At 34.3% G+C, this 18,270-nt stretch carries 14 protein-coding genes; 8 read left to right on the forward strand and 6 right to left on the reverse strand.

The window, feature by feature from the left end; translation table 11 throughout:
• Positions 1 to 11 precede the first annotated feature (11 nt).
• From GCQ56_RS11790 to GCQ56_RS11810, 5 genes are all read left to right on the forward strand, one after another.
• Positions 12 to 974: an ROK family protein gene (locus GCQ56_RS11790; protein ID WP_152734677.1), complete on the forward strand. Its 963-nt coding sequence runs from the start codon at positions 12 to 14 to the stop codon at positions 972 to 974.
• Between the two features lie 295 nt (positions 975 to 1,269).
• A complete protein-coding gene (locus GCQ56_RS11795; protein ID WP_152734678.1) occupies positions 1,270 to 2,139 on the forward strand; it encodes a hypothetical protein in 870 nt (289 codons plus the stop codon).
• A 376-nt stretch (positions 2,140 to 2,515) separates the two neighbouring features.
• On the forward strand, positions 2,516 to 2,992 hold the full coding sequence (locus GCQ56_RS11800) for a hypothetical protein (protein ID WP_152734679.1): 477 nt from the start codon (positions 2,516 to 2,518) through the stop codon (positions 2,990 to 2,992).
• A gap of 4 nt (positions 2,993 to 2,996) precedes the next feature.
• Positions 2,997 to 3,365 (forward strand): hypothetical protein, encoded by a 369-nt coding sequence (locus GCQ56_RS11805; protein ID WP_152734680.1) that lies wholly within the window; start codon positions 2,997 to 2,999, stop codon positions 3,363 to 3,365.
• A gap of 132 nt (positions 3,366 to 3,497) precedes the next feature.
• On the forward strand, positions 3,498 to 3,827 hold the full coding sequence (locus tag GCQ56_RS11810) for a hypothetical protein (RefSeq protein ID WP_152734681.1): 330 nt from the start codon (positions 3,498 to 3,500) through the stop codon (positions 3,825 to 3,827).
• Positions 3,828 to 3,901: 74 nt separating this feature from the next.
• Here the strand turns inward: GCQ56_RS11810 and GCQ56_RS11815 are convergent, their stop codons facing one another.
• Positions 3,902 to 4,261 carry a DoxX family protein gene (locus GCQ56_RS11815; protein WP_152734682.1) on the reverse strand — a complete coding sequence of 120 codons (360 nt, stop codon included), beginning with the start codon at positions 4,259 to 4,261 and terminating at the stop codon, positions 3,902 to 3,904.
• Positions 4,262 to 4,551: 290 nt separating this feature from the next.
• Here GCQ56_RS11815 and GCQ56_RS11820 point away from each other — a divergent pair, with 290 nt between their 5' ends.
• Together GCQ56_RS11820 and GCQ56_RS11825 are read left to right on the forward strand one after the other, a co-directional pair.
• The gene (locus tag GCQ56_RS11820) at positions 4,552 to 5,850 is read left to right on the forward strand and encodes a citrate (Si)-synthase (protein ID WP_152734683.1); all 1,299 of its coding nucleotides are present in this window, start codon (positions 4,552 to 4,554) and stop codon (positions 5,848 to 5,850) included.
• A gap of 108 nt (positions 5,851 to 5,958) precedes the next feature.
• Positions 5,959 to 7,596, forward strand: coding sequence for an ABC-F family ATP-binding cassette domain-containing protein (locus tag GCQ56_RS11825; RefSeq protein ID WP_152734684.1), 1,638 nt, complete (start codon positions 5,959 to 5,961; stop codon positions 7,594 to 7,596).
• On the opposite strand, the gene GCQ56_RS11830 is transcribed toward GCQ56_RS11825, so the two are convergent.
• The 5 genes from GCQ56_RS11830 to GCQ56_RS11850 form a co-directional block, all read right to left on the reverse strand.
• Positions 7,593 to 9,623, reverse strand: a complete 2,031-nt coding sequence (locus tag GCQ56_RS11830) for an ATP-binding protein (protein WP_152734685.1) — start codon at positions 9,621 to 9,623, stop codon at positions 7,593 to 7,595. The genes GCQ56_RS11825 and GCQ56_RS11830 overlap by 4 nt on opposite strands.
• Positions 9,624 to 9,773: 150 nt before the next feature.
• Positions 9,774 to 10,313, reverse strand: coding sequence for a glutathione peroxidase (locus GCQ56_RS11835; protein ID WP_152734686.1), 540 nt, complete (start codon positions 10,311 to 10,313; stop codon positions 9,774 to 9,776).
• Positions 10,314 to 10,335: 22 nt separating this feature from the next.
• Positions 10,336 to 11,493: an FAD-dependent monooxygenase gene (locus tag GCQ56_RS11840; RefSeq protein WP_152734687.1), complete on the reverse strand. Its 1,158-nt coding sequence runs from the start codon at positions 11,491 to 11,493 to the stop codon at positions 10,336 to 10,338.
• Between the two features lie 155 nt (positions 11,494 to 11,648).
• A complete protein-coding gene (locus GCQ56_RS11845; protein WP_152734688.1) occupies positions 11,649 to 13,235 on the reverse strand; it encodes a dipeptidase in 1,587 nt (528 codons plus the stop codon).
• A gap of 24 nt (positions 13,236 to 13,259) precedes the next feature.
• Positions 13,260 to 14,096 carry a S1 RNA-binding domain-containing protein gene (locus GCQ56_RS11850; RefSeq protein WP_299993998.1) on the reverse strand — a complete coding sequence of 279 codons (837 nt, stop codon included), beginning with the start codon at positions 14,094 to 14,096 and terminating at the stop codon, positions 13,260 to 13,262.
• 626 nt (positions 14,097 to 14,722) lie between these two features.
• Here GCQ56_RS11850 and GCQ56_RS20520 point away from each other — a divergent pair.
• Positions 14,723 to 18,163 carry a hypothetical protein gene (locus GCQ56_RS20520; protein WP_227006067.1) on the forward strand — a complete coding sequence of 1,147 codons (3,441 nt, stop codon included), beginning with the start codon at positions 14,723 to 14,725 and terminating at the stop codon, positions 18,161 to 18,163.
• The last annotated feature ends 107 nt before the right edge of the window (positions 18,164 to 18,270 follow it).

Consider the following 18,270-nt stretch of genomic DNA (forward strand, 5'->3'; position numbering starts at 1 on the left):
AAAAAGTAGAAATGAAAAAAGTCGCTTTAGGTATTGATATTGGTGGAACCAATACTGTGTTTGGATGCATAGATAAAGAGGGGAAATGTTTGGTGACAGGAAGTATTCCAACTCAAAAGCATGCAGATATTAATGATTATTTAGATGAGTTGTTCGAGTGTGTTAAGGTAAAACTTAAAGAGTCGAATGAGGAATTAGAAATAATTGGAATAGGTATTGGAGCACCAAATGCAAGCTATTATACAGGAACAATTGAACAAGCTGCTAATTTAAGATGGAAGGGAAGTGTGCCTTTAGTTTCTCTAGTGAAAGAAAGATTAGATGTTCCGGTAATTATTACCAATGATGCCAATGCTGCGGCAATGGGAGAAAAGGTATTTGGAGCAGCTAAAGGAATGAACAATTTCATGGTGATCACTCTGGGTACAGGATTGGGTAGTGGTATTGTGGTAAATGGTGATTTACTATATGGACATGATGGTTTTGCTGGAGAAGTTGGACACATGATTGTTCGTAAAAGTGGACGCGAATGTGGTTGTGGGCGTAAAGGTTGCTTAGAAACTTACGTTTCGGCTACAGGAGTTAAAAGAACTGTTTATAAATTATTGGCTCGTCATCTTGGGCATAGCGAATTGAGAGATGTGCCATTCAGTCAGCTTACCGCAAAAATGGTTGCCGAAGCTGCTGATCGAGGAGATTTGGTTGCAAATGAAACCTTTGCTTATACTGCTCAAATGCTTGGTGAAGTTTTGGCGAATGTAGTAGCTGTTACCAGTCCGGGAGCCATCTTTTTATTTGGTGGTCTGACAAAAGCTGGAGATATTCTTTTTGATCCGGTTCGAGAAACACTGGAAAAACATCTTTTACCAATCTATAAGGATAAAATAAAAGTATTGCCTTCGGGAATTAAAGACAATGCAGCAGTTTTAGGTGCAGCAGCTTTAATTTGGAATAAAAAGGATGAAAGAAATTAACGAAAATCGATAACTTTTGGGTAAAACCAAAAGTCCCCTCCCAAAAGCCTGCCATGTGCAGGCTTTTTTTGTAGAGCGGATTTCTACAAAGTGTGGAATCTTTCCCACACATTTTTAATACACGAACAACCAATAATTGTATGTGCCAAATAAATATTTTTTATTGATAGACTGAAAACTAGATGATTAAATATTATAGGTGTGTGAAAATGGCATTGAAAATATTTTCGGCACAGTATTCTCATATGTAATCGTGAATTTGAATTGATGTAAACCTGTTTAAAAATTAAGAATTATGAGAAAGTTAGTATTTGCATTATTAGTGTTACCGTTTTTTACAGCTTGTAACCAGAAAGAATTAAAACAATTACGTGAGCAAAATGTACAGCTTACACAAATGGCTCAAGAAAAGGATTCTACAATTGATGATTTTGTTGAATCATTTGATGTGATCGCAGCAAATTTGGACATTATTAAAGAGAAGGAACAAATTATTGCAGTTAACGCAAATGAAAATCCTTCAGTTGGACAGAAAGAGCAAATTGTTAACGATTTGAATTTGGTTCGTGATCTTTTAGAAGAAAACAGAGCTAAGGTTGAGAGTTTAGATAAGAAACTAAAGAATAGTTGGTATCAAAATTCGAAATTGAAGAAATTAGTTGCTGGATTAAAAACTCAAATCGAAGAGAAAGATGCATCATTAGTGGCTTTAACTGATCAAGTTGCACAGTTAAATGTTGAAGTAGAGAATTTGAATGGTCAGGTGACTGAGTTGAATGGTACAGTTGTAGCATTAAACACTGAAAATGACAACAAAGCAAAAGTGATTGAAGAGCAAACTACCGACTTGAATACAGCACATTACGTAATTGGAGATATCAAGGAATTGAAGATGAAGCAAGTTGTAACTAGCGAAGGTGGTTTATTAGGAATTGGAGCAACTAACAAGTTGAACCAAAAAATTAATCCTGAGAACTTCAACGAAATTGATATTACTCAAACAACAAGCATTCCGGTTTCTGGTAAGAAAGTTAGCTTGGTAACTTCACACCCAAGTGATTCATACAGAATTGAAGGAACAGAAAAAGAGATTGAAGCAATTACAATCTTAAATCCTGAAGAATTCTGGAAAGCTTCTAAATACTTAGTAGTTGCAGTGAAATAATATATACAAACAGAGCTTGTTATAAGAGCATCCCATTTTGGGATGCTTTTTTTATGCTTAGGTCTCAAATGTTTTGTCTAATTACCATTGCTGAGGAGCGGAGGACCAGAAAAATTATTAAGCAGTAATGCTTGTGTAAACATAAAAAGCGTCTTGTGGTAAAAATGAGGCGCTTTTTTGTATTTTCCCATTTTGAATGGAGTTGTTTAAATGATTTTACAATATTTATTGTTGTTGGTGGAAGTGTATTATCATTGAGGAGTATGGTTATAAGCCTCAATCCTGCTAATACCATTAAATGTTTTGATGTTCAAGTTGGTATAGCTTATTCTGTAGTTTCAGAGGTTCAAGTATTATATAATTATAATCATTAAAAATGGAATATAAATTAAACTCAAATGGAGATTCCTATTTGCGCAAGAGTAAAAAAAATATCAATCAATATTTTTACCTTTCACCACTATTTATAGGTATCTTCTCTTTTCTCATGATATTTAGTGCTAGAAGCGAAGGTATAAAATACTTAGGAATATTTCTTACCGTGGTTATGGTAGTATTTAATATTGGAGGATTGCTTAAGTGTTTACGGACAGTTAACAACACAGTGAGTAATATTACAATAGCTAACGATAAATTAATTATAAAAACTTTTAAAATACTAAATTATAAAAGTCAGCAATTAGTTTTTGATATCAACAAAGTGAAAATTAAAAATGAGACGATAATGTTCACCCTAAAAGAAAAAGAAGAGGGGTGTAAAATTATTCTTCACAATGGTAATTTTTTTTACCTTGTTTGGTCTCACTTTACTCCAGAATTAAAGGATTTATTATTGAAAGATTTCAAGAGTTGAAAATATGAAGAGAAATTGGATCAAGTCTATTTATATAGGCTTAATAATTATCAGTGGAATTTTATTTTTCACTTATACTATAGAAAAACAGAGTTCCAAATTACCTCAATTATTTAAAGGACAGGTTGAAAAGGAATATATTGGAATTGTTAGTAAGAAATATATTGACCAGAAAAACCATAATAATAAAACTCTTATTTTGGATAGATCAGGAGTAATCATGAAAACATTTTGGAATGCAGATAAAAGTGGTTTCTTTGAATATGTAAATGAGAGTGATAGTATTGTAAAAAACTCGGGCTCCGAAATTATAAATGTTTATAGAGAAGGTTTACATCTAAAATCTTTTCGTATGTATTGGAATATAAATTAACTATTAAATGAATATGAAGCATATTAATACAATATTGATTTTTGCTTTGTATGTGATGTAAGTGGGAAGAGCTAAAACACCATAAATTTCGCTTACGATGCCGCAGGCAACCGAGTAAGCCGAACCATTGATTTGGGCGGCGCCAAAACAGAAATAAACGGTGCAGGAACAGAGGGATTTACTTCTGAGAAAATAGAAGATTTCTTTACCGAAGTTTTGGCAGAGAAAGAAATCAAAATTTATACTAATCCAACCAGAGGGCAACTTCGGGTGGATATTTTAGGATACGAAGATTTAAGTACTAATTCTTCCATACAGGTGTTTGCCTCGGGTGGGAATTTAATTTACAGAACCAACATACTTTCACAAACCAACAACATTAACTTGAGTGATAAACTTTGCTGGTTTGTACCTCATGGTAATTGTTATTGGCGAAGAAAGGAGTATCTGGAAAATTATTAAGCAGTAATTAACGATTTATATTAAGAAAAGGCTCCAAAAACTATATTTGGAGCCTTTTTATTTATAGAATCCTACTATTTAAATACTTTCCCGTCGTATATTCTCGATACAACTAGTAGAATCATAGCAACTAGTGCCATAAGATATTCCCCATCTTGAGCAATCCAATGTCCTCCAAAGGCTAAAAGGAAATCAAAGAAAAATCCGGCGTAAGCCCATTCCTTTAATAGTTGAGATTTACGACTTAAAATTGCAATTAAACCTAGAATCTTAGCAATAGCTAATGGATAGATAACAAAAGTTGGAAAGCCCAAATTGTTAAAAGTTTGGCTTACCATTTCGTAATTTAAAAAATACATGCTTGCCGACATAAGCATGAGCGCCGTAAGTAATCCTGTAGCTATCCAGTAGATAATTTTATTTTTCTTTTTCATTTGATCCAAATTAATGTTGATTTTAGATTCGTTGATTATTAACTTCTTATAAGTTAGGTAAATTCAATGAAGTATCAGTAAAGGATGATAAAAAAAACCTGAAATGTAATTAAGAAGACAATTCTATTACAGAACTTCCTTATTGTGTTTTATAAGCCATATGTTCGACTTCTATTTAACCGATATTCTAATCTTTTTTTTGTAACTTATTAAGACTTCATAAGTCTCTTAATGACGTGTATAACGTACTTTTTTTTGGATAGTTGGTGTAATGATTAAAACGGTAGGATATGTCCATTTTAAAAGAAGAAATACGATTAAATCTAAATAATTTACAAAACGAAATAGATTCCATTTTTGCACAGGGCAAAAGTGCGGTTTTATCTGAAGTGACAGTGGGTCAGGTTTATGGTGGAATGAGAGGATTAACAGCTTTAGTCTGCAATACTTCCTATGTTGATCCATATTCAGGTTTGCATATTGGAGAATACACCACAGAAGATTTTTCATCTCGTTACCCCGAAGAGATCTTTTTCCTATTATGTACGGGGAAATTTCCCGAAAGCGATTTTTTAGACGAGTTTAGGATTGAGCTAAATAAGCGAACAGGTGTACCTGAGTATACTTGGGATGTTCTTAGGGCTCTTCCTAAAGACACACATCCTATGACGATGTTAAGTTTAGGAATTTTGTCAATGGAGAATGAATCGATTTTTAAACGTGAATATCAGAAAGGGATAGCAAAGACTGAATATTGGAAATATACATTGGAAGATGCCTTAAATGTGCTTGCGAAACTGCCTGAATTGGCTGCTGGAATATATAGAATTCGTTTCGGAGATGGTGAGTTAATTCCGCACAACCCTAATTTAGATTGGGCAGGAAATCTTGCAAATATGTTGGGAATCTCCGGTACGGATGAAAAATTTGCTAAACTAATTCGATTGTACCTGGTTCTTCACTGTGATCATGAAGGAGGGAATGTAAGTGCTTTTACTTCTCGTGTGGTAAATTCTGCCTTATCGGATTTGTATTATGCAATTTCTGCAGGATTGAATGGTTTGGCAGGTCCACTGCATGGTTTGGCCAATCAGGAGTGTTTAAAGTTTATTTTAAAAATTCATGAGAGGTATGGTGTTGCGGTAACATTGGATAATGTGAAGAATTTTGTCTTGAAAACTCTTGATTCTGGAAAAGTGATTCCAGGATACGGACACGCTGTTTTAAGAGTTACGGATCCACGTTTTACAGCATTTATGAAATTTGGTGACGAATATTGTCAGGAGAATTATTGTTTTAAAATTGCAAAAATGCTCTTTGCGGTTACACCTAATATTCTTAAAACTTATAATGGTGGAAAAGTTGCAAATCCATGGCCAAATGTTGATGCTGCTTCTGGATCACTTCTTTTAAAGTTTGGTATGGATCAATTTGATTATTATACAGTTTTGTTTGGAGTTTCAAGAATTTTAGGATTTTGCGCACAAAATATTCTTGCGCAAGGATTAGGTCAGCCTATTATAAGACCTAAAAGTGTTACCAACAAATGGGTGGTTGAACATCTCAAAAACAATAAAATTAATGCTTAAATTCTTGAGGATCTTAAATAGAAAACAATTAAAAATTTACGTAAATGACTTTGGTTCTTTAGGAATTGTATAAAGTAATTATCTTTGCGGCTTAATAAAATTGAAAAGATGATTAGCGTAGATGCATTAGCTGTTGAGTTTGGTGGAACAACTCTATTTAAAGATATTTCCTTTGTTATTAATGAAAAGGACCGTATTGCCCTAATGGGTAAGAATGGTGCTGGTAAATCAACCTTGTTAAAAATAATAGCTGGTGTTGATACTCCATCAAGAGGTAGAGTTTCGGTTCCTAAAGACAAAACCATTGCCTATTTGCCACAGCATCTTATAACTTCAAATACAAGAACAGTATTTGAGGAAACAGCTCAGGCTTTTGCCCATATTTTTGATATGGAAAAGCAAATTGAGGAGTTGAATGCACAATTGGCATCCCGTACTGATTTTGAATCGGAAAGTTACTACAAGTTGATTGAAGATGTTTCTGCTTTGAGTGAAAATTTTTACTCTATTGAGGAGATTAATTATGATGCGGAAGTGGAAAAAGCCCTTTTGGGATTGGGTTTTATGCGTGGAGATTTTACCCGACCAACCAATGAGTTTAGTGGCGGATGGAGAATGAGAATTGAATTGGCTAAAATTCTATTACAAAAACCTGATTTAATTTTATTAGATGAGCCGACAAATCACCTGGATATTGAATCGATTCAGTGGTTAGAGGATTTCCTGATTAATTCAGGAAAAGCTGTGATGGTAATTTCTCACGACCGTGCCTTTGTTGATAATATCACCTCTCGTACTGTAGAAATTACAATGGGGCGAATTTACGATTATAAAGCATCTTACTCTGAATATTTAGAGTTGAGAAAGGAGAGAAGAGTTCATCAGCAAAAAGCTTACGATGAGCAACAAAAGATGATTGCTGAAAATAGAGCTTTTATAGAGCGATTTAAAGGAACTTACTCAAAAACTTTGCAGGTTCAATCGCGTGTTAAAATGTTGGAGAAGCTTACAATAATTGAAGTGGATGAGGAAGATACTTCAGCTCTTCGATTAAAATTTCCACCATCGCCTCGTTCGGGTAATTATCCAGTTGTTATGGATGATGTGTCTAAAAATTATGGAGACCACCTTGTTTTCGAGAATGTGAACTTAACGCTTGAAAGAGGAGAGAAAATTGCCTTTGTTGGAAGAAATGGAGAAGGAAAATCGACCTTAGTTAAAGCCATTATGCAGGAAATTGATCATGGTGGGACACTTACTTTGGGTCACAATAGTATGATTGGTTATTTTGCTCAAAATCAAGCATCATTAATGGATGAAGATTTAACTGTTTTTCAAACCATTGATCATGTGGCAATAGGAGATATCCGAACTAAAATTAAGGATTTACTAGGTGCTTTTATGTTTGGAGGTGATAACTCAACCAAAAAGGTGAAAGTTTTATCAGGTGGAGAGAAAACCAGATTGGCAATGATTAAACTTCTTTTGGAACCAGTTAATTTATTGATTCTGGATGAGCCTACGAATCACTTGGATATGAAAACCAAAGATATCTTAAAATCAGCTCTTAAAGATTTTGATGGAACCATAATTGTAGTTTCTCACGATAGAGATTTTCTTGATGGTTTGGTTGAAAAGGTATATGAGTTTGGTAATAAAAAAGTGAAAGAGCACCTTGGTGATATTAATTCATATCTATCAATTAAAAAGATGGAAAACTTAAAGGAGCTTGAACGCAAGAACTAGACATAATCAGAATCAACTTTTTCTTGCTTTTGGCTTTTGTAAGTTATTGGAATGGTGAAATAAAAAGTTGTGCCTTTACCTAAGGTCGATTCTACATTTATTTCACCACCTAACAGCTGTACCAAACCTTTTGTAATACTTAGTCCGAGACCATTTCCTTCTCGATAATCATTATGCGAAACTTGAGAAAAACGATCGAAAATTAAATTGAATTTATTTTTAGGGATACCAAGTCCGGTATCCTTAACATAGAAATTTAGATATTTATTTTGTGATGAATCACCAAGAGTATATCCAATTTCAATAGATCCCTTTTCAGTAAATTTATATGCATTATTTAATAAGTTATTACAAATTTGAGTAAATCTTACTTCATCTGTTTTAATCTTATAATCAATTTTTTTATTAGGTATTTGCAAATATAAATCAATGTTTTTATTCTTTGATGTCATCCTTGAGTTTTTAAATCCGGTGACTATTTCTTCTAAGCTATTGTTAATGGAAATTGAAGAAATTGATAAGGTGAGTTGATTTGATTCAATGTGCGAAATATCAATAATATCATCAATAATTCTCATGAGTTGTTCTCCTGAGTTATTTATAATTTGTGTGAATCGTGATTTTTGATCGATGCTAATGTTTGATCCAGACAGTAAATCAGTAAATCCTAAAATAGAATTTAAAGGGGAACGAATTTCATGACTCATATTGGCTAAAAAAGCGGTTTTTAATTGGTCACTTTCTTCAGCTTTTTTCTTTGCAATTAGTAATTCCTGCTGGGTTTTGCGCAATTTAGAGATATCATGAATGATTGAGAAAAATACCTCTTTACTATTTATTGTCATTCTCTCTGTGTATACTTCTACATCTTTTATTTTTCCGTTCGAAAGGCGATGCTTAAATAAAAAATACTTGGATCCGGATTTATTGGTTTCGTGTATTGCCAGTTCAACTTCCTTTTTACTTAAGGTGTTAATTTTACTTATATTTATTGAGGTAATTTCATCTAAAGAATAGCCATAAAAATTTAAGGCCGCATCATTTGCATCTAAAATGTCACCGTTTGATGGATTTAGTAACATCATAATTGATTGATTGTTTCTAAAAATTACCTGATATCTCTTTTCGCTTTCAGAAAGCTGTCTTGATCTTTCTTCTACGATATTTTCCAAAGACAAATTTATTTCTTTCAAGGCATTTTCTCGCTCATGTACTTTATTCATGTAGAATTTTAAAATATTGGTGATTCTTTTGCGATAAAACAGGGCGCTAATTATTGATAGCAAAATAGTTGTTAGTGCAATTATAACAGCTAGCTTATTGTGTTCGGTGGTTATTAGTACGCTTTTACTTGTTTCGCTGGCTATAAATTCATCAACATCATCTAAATAAACACCTGAAGCTATAATCCAGTTGTATTTTTTATATAATTTGGCATAAGAGAGTTTTTGGGAAATTTTATTATTGCCAAAATGTTTAAACCAATATGAAAAGTATAATTCTCCATATCGTTTTACACCTTCTAATTCAGTTAGATAAAAAGTATTTCCCTTGATGTCTTTGGTAGAGGTAGAAATAGTGTCACCTTCAGTTTCTGGAAGATTAGGGTGAACCATTCTTATGGCAAATTTGTCTCCTTCATTGTAACTAATGACTTCATCCACCCAAATGTAGCCTGAATCTTGTAGTATGGTGTTTCGAATAAATGCCTTGGCTTGTTCTTTAATTAGTTTATAAGTGGATTCATCGGGATTGTTGTTCAGCTGAAGATGCATTTTTTCAATCAACTCAATTTCAGAAATGGTTCTGTCAACAACTGCTTTCAGGTAATCTTTTTTAGCCTGAATAATTTGTTCCTTACTTTGTTGTAAATGATCTTCATTTAATTTGTCTGTATTTTTTTTATACGTGTAAACAAAGACGGTTGTAAATATCAAAATGATAAGAAGCAATGAAAAAAAGAATCGGTTAGAGATATCTTTTGGGGCAATGCTTTTATTTAAATTATTTTTAAGTTTTGATGTCATTTTTTTTTGCTAATTGCTGGTCTTCAGTAAATCATCAATGGTTAAATAAATATAATAAAAGTATCTGATAAGTTAATAATAAATTTTTATGAAACAACAAAAGGCTTTAGAATCACACTAAAGCCTTTTGTTCTTAATTAGAAATGAAAATTAATTCTCCAACCAGGATGTTATTTCTTCTGATATCGGATTTACCCTTGGAGAAATAACTTTGAACAGTTCTCCATTTTTGTTGAGAAGATATTTTTGAAAATTCCATTTTACTTTGGAATCGATAACTTTATTAAATGATTCCTGAGTTAGCCATTGATAAACAGGATGCATATCATCACCTTTCACAGAAATTTTGGACATCATAGGAAAACTTACTCCGTAATTTTGAGAACAGAAAGATTTTATCTCTTCATTCGTCCCCGGTTCTTGTCGTAGAAAATTATTTGCAGGAAAACCTATAACGACAAAATTTTGATCTTTGTACTTTTGATACAAGCTTTCTAAATCTTTGTATTGAGGAGTAAGTCCGCATTTTGACGCCGTATTAACAATCATTACTTTCTTACCTTTTAGCTGAGAAAAGTCAAATTCGTTACCATTAATATCTTCAACTTTAAATTGATAAATATTACTTTGTGCATATGTAATTGCGAATGCAAAACACATAACCGTTAATAAAATTATTAATTTTTTCATATTTGATTTTTCTTAGAAACAATCAGATAGTTTTATTGTTCGACGAATTGATTTTATATATACTATCCAGTTGGATGTTTTCCATGAAAGATGGAGTGTACTTTAGGAAGAAATTACGAATTCCTCTAAAGTGTTTCCAATGTGCAACTCTTCCAATCCAATAGGATCCGAATATTATCTTTCTCACTTTACCATACCTTTCATTTCTGAAAGTAGAGAATGCTTTTTCTATGTTACCTTCAAATTTCAATTTGGTAACAAGAGAATAAGCATCTTCGACAGCTTGTGCTCCACCTTGTCCCAAGTTTGGTGTTGCTGCGTGTGCTGCATCTCCAATTAAACACACTTTTCCTTTATGCCATTGTTTTAATCCGGGAAGATCGAACAAATCAGTCCTTCGAATCATATAATCAGGAGTGGCATTTATTAATTCATGCACAGGTCCATCGAACTGAGAGAATTCGTCTAAAAGATAAGCCTTAATGTTGACGGTTGTATCTTGTTCTCCTACAGGTGCAGTTTTTACAGCAAACCAATAAATTTGATTGTCTGCCATTTCAGCCATTCCAAATCGCAATTGCTTACCCCATAACTCAAGAGTAGAATTTTTCCACTCTTTCGAAAGATCATGAGTTACCATACCTCTCCAACAGGTTTGAGAAGAATAGCGCAATGGGAATTCAGGGTAAATATGAGCTCTAACTTTAGAATTCATCTCATCTGCACCAATCACAAAATCAGCTTCAGCTTTTGTTCCATCTGCGAACTCTACTTCAACTTTATTGCTATTATCGCTTACTGAAACCAATGCTTTATTTAATATTACTTTCTCAGGGCTAACAAACGAATATAAAACCTGTTGAAGTTTGGCACGATGAACAGCCACTATTGAAGAACCGAACTTTCGTTTCATTCTGCTCATATCCAATCCATGGATTAGCTGTAGATTTTCATTGGTTATACCTACTCTTTCCAATTCAATACCAGCATTTAAAACGGCATTCTTAACACCAATTCTATCGAATACCTGCATGGCATTAGGTGCCATCCAAATACCAGCTCCATAAGGTTTTAGTTCAGGTGCTGCTTCGTATACAGTAAAATCTAAACCGGCTTGTTCCATTGTTATAGCAGCTGTTAACCCGGCAATTCCACCGCCAATAATAATACCTTTCTTCATTTATGCAGATAAAAAGAGTTTAAAATCTTCTATAAGGATAGATATTAAAGTGTTGTAAGCAATAAGCGTCTATTAAAGAGTTGTTTATTGAAGGTTTCGATTTTTTTGCATAAAAAAAGAGTAGCTAAAAAAGCTACTCTCAAAATATTTTAATCTTAAAATTTCTCGTCGTATTTGGTCCAAAGTCCATCGCCAATTTCCCAGGCTTTCTCTACAACTTCGTTACCTAATTGTATACTTCTATTGGTAAGGAAACTTTTACGTTTCTTTTTGCTCAAACTTAGATATTCATCATCAATTTTAGCTTGCTCTTCAAAATATTTTTTCTGAAGAGGAACAAAAACGTTATCTACATCATGTCTCATATCTCCCCAACGTTGAGCTGTAAGTGTTCCTAAACGGTTGAATGCCCACCATGCAGATGTGCGAGTATAACCAGTTCTTCTTGCTTTAACTTTATAACTTTCCGCTAAATCAGTTGTTCCTGCATAAACCGGAATATAAATTGATGTGGCCACATTATCTTGAGCCAACCAAACAATTCCTCCTATATCATCAGGCAACCAGTCACGACACTGAATAATGGTCGCATACATAGTGTACCAACGAGCAATGGTTCTTTCTCCAAGTTCACCCCAACCTCCGTTTACACGGAAAAGACGATTCATACCATAAGGCATAAATGGATTGGCAAATGGAGACAATACTTCCTTACCATCTTCATCGGCTTGTTTGATGTTTTTTACAAAGTTGTATGGAGTTCCTTCATAGTAGTCCTTAAAAATTTCTACCAATTTATCCATGCTAACTTTTTCATCTGGTTTTACCGAAAAAGGATAATTTTTATCATTCGCATCTAAATTTAAAGAAGGAGCCGCCATTGAAAGCACTCTCCACTCTCTTCTTCTTGAAGCTAATGATAGTCTGCTTTTAGGAGCATAAACAGCATTCCATTTGAATGTTTCACCTTCTTTCCACCATCCTTTTTCTTTTGCTAAAGCATAGACGTTTTTAGAAGCCATAAAATGCTCCTTGTCTTCAAGATTAATTTCTTTTATTGTACTAGCATTGGCGTTAACTGAGATATGATTATCAGGAACACGTTGTGCTACCCAAATTGCACCTATTTTTCCTTCACCTGGACCAACAACTTCGAAATGCCAAACTTCCTTCTTATCGGCTATAGTCAAACATTCTCCATAATCTCTCCAACCGTATTTAGCTAATAAATCACCTGCTAAGGTGATCGCTTCACGTGCTGTTGTGCACCTTTCCAACATTAATTGTTGCAAACGCTGGCAATCAATCAAACATTCTTTAGAGAAGAGTTCTTCACGTCCACCAAATGTAGACTCACCAATTGCCAACTGCTTTTCATTAATACAAGGATAAGCAGTATTCAAATATTGGTAGGTTTTTTCAACCTGATCAATTTCTCCAATTTTTTTATGCTGATAAGTTGGCATAGCTAAACTATCATATGCCGATCTTTCGTAAAGATCAAACTTACTTCCTTTTTCGTGCTTTTTTGAAGGCATTACATTCATCCATGCGCGAGTTCGGTGACTGTCATCAGTATGTGATGTAATAACAGATCCGTCAACTGTTGCCATTTTTCCAACTGTGATGGTAGTACAGCCTTCAGGAACACCAGCTTTCCAATCTGATTTGTCTTGTGCCATTGTTGTAGCTGAAAATAGCATTACAACGGCAAGAGATAATGTTTTAAGGTAATTGTTCATGTTTAAGTTAGTTGTGGTTTAGTATTATTGAACCAGATAAATTCCGGCATCTTCAATTGTAATTAGTTTCTGCTTGTACAAAAGTCCAATAGCCTTTTTGAAGTTTTTCTTACTCATTTTTAGTGTGTAGTAAATGTCATCAGGAGAACTTTTATCATTTAAAGGAAGAAATCCTTCTTCATCTTTAAGCATATCTAAGATCTGTTGTCCCGATTTTGGTACTTCATTCTGATATCCTTGCTGTTGAAGGCTAATGTCGATTTTTCCGTCAGGTCTTAGTTTCTTGATGTAAGCTTTTCTTTTATCTCCGGTTTTTAAGTGACCGAAAATTTCATTTTTGTAGATAATTCCTAATGCATCATCATTAATTAAGACTTGGAAACCTAAATCTCCTTTCTTCCCAACTAAAATATCTACTTCATCACCTTCATTATAAGATAACTCTACATCTTTAAGAATTTTTTCAATTTTAGCAGTTGCAACAATTCTTCCCGTTGATTCATCTATGTACACGAAAACCAGATAGGATAGCCCTTCTTGCAATTTATCTCTTTGCTCACTGAAAGGTACCAAAAGATCTTTGGCTAAACCCCAATCCAAAAAGGCACCAACATTGGTTACTGATTTAACTTTCATAACCGCAAATTCTCCTGCAATAGCTTTTGGAGTCAGTGTTGTAGCAATAATTCTATCTTCAGAATCACGATAAATAAAGACTTTAATAGTGTCATCAATTTGTGTTTTGGCTGGAACATATTGATTTGGAAGCAATATTAAAGCTTCATCTTCACCTTCCAGAAAAACTCCGAAATCAACTAGTTTGGCAACTTTTAATTCTGCGTATTGTCCGATTATACTCACGACCTGCTATTTAGTGCTTTGCTCCCATTTTTACAATAAGAGCAAATGCGGTTTTTATTGATTCAATTTTAACAGGGCAAAAGTAATCATCTTTTTACGAAATGAATAGGAGATTGATCAAAACTGAACTTTTGATTTAATTTAGTGGATATGGGATTTAAATATTACACCTAAAATTTGCTTTGAATGAAATTCTCTTCCTACAAAAGTCGAGTATTGATATGTTGTTTAGCAGTTTTTTGAAATTAAAAAAATAAGAATGGGTGTTTTACCCCTATTATTAGTTAACAGTAGGTTCTATCGGTTAATTTTGGTATGAATTTATATCGATCTCACCATCGTCCCGAATTTATTAAGATTTTCATATTTTGCAATCTCTGGATTACAGTTTTTGCTATCGATTGCGAAATAGAAACGAAGTTATTAAGGAAAAAAATCACTAATTAAGGTGGGTGTTTATACTCATTAATCTTGATATCGTACAACACACAGCTTTTATTGAAGAAATATTTCTTCAATAAAAAATAGTTTTTATTTTTGATCCGGAAACAATCATCAATCAGATTTGATTCCAAAAAAAGAACTCTCTCGAGTGATATTGATTTGAATATTTAATAAGTCAGGGTATGAAAAAAAGGAAACTATTAGTCAGGGATCTAACATTAAGAGATGGACAGCAATCTCTTTTTGCGACTAGAATGCCGCAAGCAGAGATCGAGAAAGTATTGCACCTGTATAAGAAAGCAAACTTTTATGCAATGGAAGTGTGGGGTGGAGCAGTACCTGATTCTGTAATGCGTTATTTGAATGAGGATCCTTGGTATCGTCTAGAGTCCATTAAAGAGGTGATTGGTGATGTTTCCAAACTTACCGCCTTATCTCGTGGACGAAATTTATTTGGTTATAGCCCTTATCCTGAAACAGTAATTAAGAATTTTAATACACAAGCCGTAAAATCAGGTTTGGGTATCATGCGTATTTTCGATTGTTTGAATGATATCGAAAATATGAAATCTACAATTAAGTACGTTAAAGAAGCTGGAGGTTTGGCTGATTGTGCTGTGTGTTTCACTGTAGATTCCAAGTTTCCTACTAAAAAAGAAGATTTGGAAAGATTAACAATTAAGGATCTTCCTGAGCAAATTTTTGATCTTGACTACTTTGTGAACATGGCGAAGAAGCTTGAAGCTTTAGGAGCCGATATGATTTCACTTAAAGATATGGCTGGATTAGCTTCACCTTCATTTGCAGGTAAAATCATTCGCCGATTTAAAGAAGAATTAAGTATTCCTGTTGATTTCCATTCACATTCTACACCTGGATACGGATTAGCTTCTGCTCTTTCTGCGATAGTTAATGGTGTTGATATTATCGACACAAACATCATGAACTTTGCTGGTGGTTCAGCAGCTCCGGCATACGAATTGGTATATTTATTCTGCCAGAAATTGGGCATTGAATTAGATGGTGATGCGAAAACTGTTGTAGAAATCAACAAAATTCTGAAAGAGATTCGTACGAATGCTTTGGCTGATGTAGATAGCTACAAGCAATTCCCAATTGAATTTGATATTACAAAAGATAAATTGCCAGCAAACATTGATCAATTATTCGATGTGGCAATTAAGCATGCAAAAGCAGACAACGAGGAAGAATTGTTGAAAGCTTGTCATGCAATTGAAGAATATTTTAATTTCCCAGCTCCTAACGAAATGGTTAAGAATGCGGAAATTCCTGGAGGTATGTACACTAACATGCTAAACCAGTTGAAAGCTTTAGGTTTGGAAACCCTGCTTGAGAGAGTGTTAGAAGTGGTACCGGTGGTTCGTTTGGATGCAGGTTGTCCGCCATTGGTAACCCCTTCTTCTCAAATTGTAGGTGTACAGGCTGTAAACTGTGTAATCGATGAGAACTCTGGTCGTCCGTTCTATACTAACGTATCCAACCAATTCTTTAATTTGGTTAAAGGTGAATATGGAACAACTCCAATTGATATTGTTCCTGCATTTCGTGAAAAAATCACAGGAAAAGCTGAAAAAGTAGAATATGATGTAGATGCTTATGTATCTCCTGAAAATCCAACATTGCCACAGTACGGAAACGTAAAATTGGCTAAGGACGATAAAGAATTCATGTTGCTAGAACTTTTCCCATTGGTAGCTAAAGGTTACTTAGAAGGAAAGCGTAAAGTAGAATTCGAAGCACAAAGAGAAGCAAATCGCAAGAAAATTGCTGCTGAAAGAGCTGCAATCAAACGTACAGGTAGATTAAAGATTCGTGACCTTACCCTTCGTGATGGTCAGCAATCATTATTTGCTACTCGTGTTCCTCAGGCTGAAATTGAAACAGTTCTGCCTTTGTACAAAGATGCTAACTTCTATGCAATGGAAGTATGGGGTGGAGCAATTCCTGATTCTGTAATGCGTTACTTGAATGAGGATCCATGGCATCGATTAGAGTCTATTAAAGAAGTTATTGGTGATGTTTCACATTTAACAGCTCTATCTCGTGGTAGAAACTTATTTGGTTATTCTCCATATCCAGAGTCAGTAATCGAAGGTTTCAATAAGAATGCTGTGAAATCCGGTTTGGGTATCATGCGTATCTTCGACTGTCTGAACGATGTGAAGAACATGGAAACTACCATTAGGTATATGAAAGAGGCAGGCGGTATTGCCGACTGTGCTGTTTGTTATACTGTAGATCCTAAGTTTACAAGAAAGCAAAGATGGAAAGCATTACTTGCGGGTAAGAAGTTGCCTAAGAAGATCTTCGATGTTGACTATTTTGTTAACAAAGCGAAGCAAATGGAAGCAATGGGAGCTGATATGATTACCGTAAAGGATATGGCTGGATTGATTCCTCCATCATTATCAGGTAAGATTATCAAGCGTTTGAAGAAAGAGATTGATCTTCCTATTGATTTTCATACTCACTGTACTCCAGGTTATGGTTTAGGTGCTGTTTTAATGGCAATTGTTAATGGTGTTGATATTGTTGATACAAACATCTTGAATTTTGCAGGTGGACCAGCTGCTCCGGCATTCGAAATCATTCAGATTTTTGCTGATAAGTTAGGTTTGGACACAGGTGTGAATCTGGAGGCTGTTGTTGAAATCAACAAGGAATTAAAGGGAATTCGTGAGAGAATTGCAGAATTCGATTCTTACAAAATGTTCCCATTAGAATTTGATATTACTGCTGATTATCTTCCAAAAGAGATTGATTCATTATTCGATAAAGCTATTGAATTAGCTAAAGCTGATAAGGAAGAAGAATTGTTAGAGGTTTGTAACGCTATTGATAAGTTCTTCAACTTCCCGGCACCAAACGAAGAGGTCAAAGCTGCTGAAATTCCAGGTGGCATGTACACCAATATGTTGGCTCAGTTGAAAAGCTTAGGTTTGGAAGATTTATTGCCAACTGTATTATTGAAAGTACCGGAAGTACGAGTTGCAGCAGGTTGTCCTCCATTGGTTACTCCATCATCGCAAATTATCGGTGTACAGGCAGTAAACTATGTATTGGATGTGAACAGCGGTAAAGCTCCATATACAAACGTAAATAACCAGTTCTTTAACCTTGTAAAAGGGGAGTACGGTGAAACTCCAATCGATATCGATCCGGAATACCGTCATAAGATCTGTGGTCAGAGCGAAGCAACTGACTTTGATGTAAGTAAATATCAATCACCGGAGAATCCAGTATTGGATGAGTTTGGTGGAGTTAAATTGGCTGAAAACGAAAAAGAAATGCTATTGTTGGAATTATTCCCAACTGTTGCTGGTCCTTTCTTGAAAAACAGAAAAGCCGATGCTTACTACGAAAAAGTAAATGCTGAAGAGGAAGAAAAACAAAGAATCATTGACGAGAAGAAAGCTGCTTACAGAGCAATTCCTGCAGAAGAGAAAGAAGCTATGATGCTTAAGGGATTGTATAGTATGGGAGGAGATTCTACTCAAGCAACCGGAGAAATTACTCAGCCTGAGGAGAAAGAATCAAAGCTTGATATCAAAACAAAAGAAATGCTTATGGCACAGAAGCCTAAAAGCAGATTAGTAGGGTAAAGTTTTCTCTATATATTTTACACGCAACCTAAAAGTGCTGCTCCTCGGAGTGGCACTTTTTTTGAATAAAATTTAGCGCAAAACTCTTGATCTGAGAAAAAAAAGTC

Origin of the sequence: Marinifilum sp. N1E240, assembly GCF_009295825.1 — a bacterium.
Taxonomy (GTDB): domain Bacteria; phylum Bacteroidota; class Bacteroidia; order Bacteroidales; family Marinifilaceae; genus Marinifilum_A; species Marinifilum_A sediminis.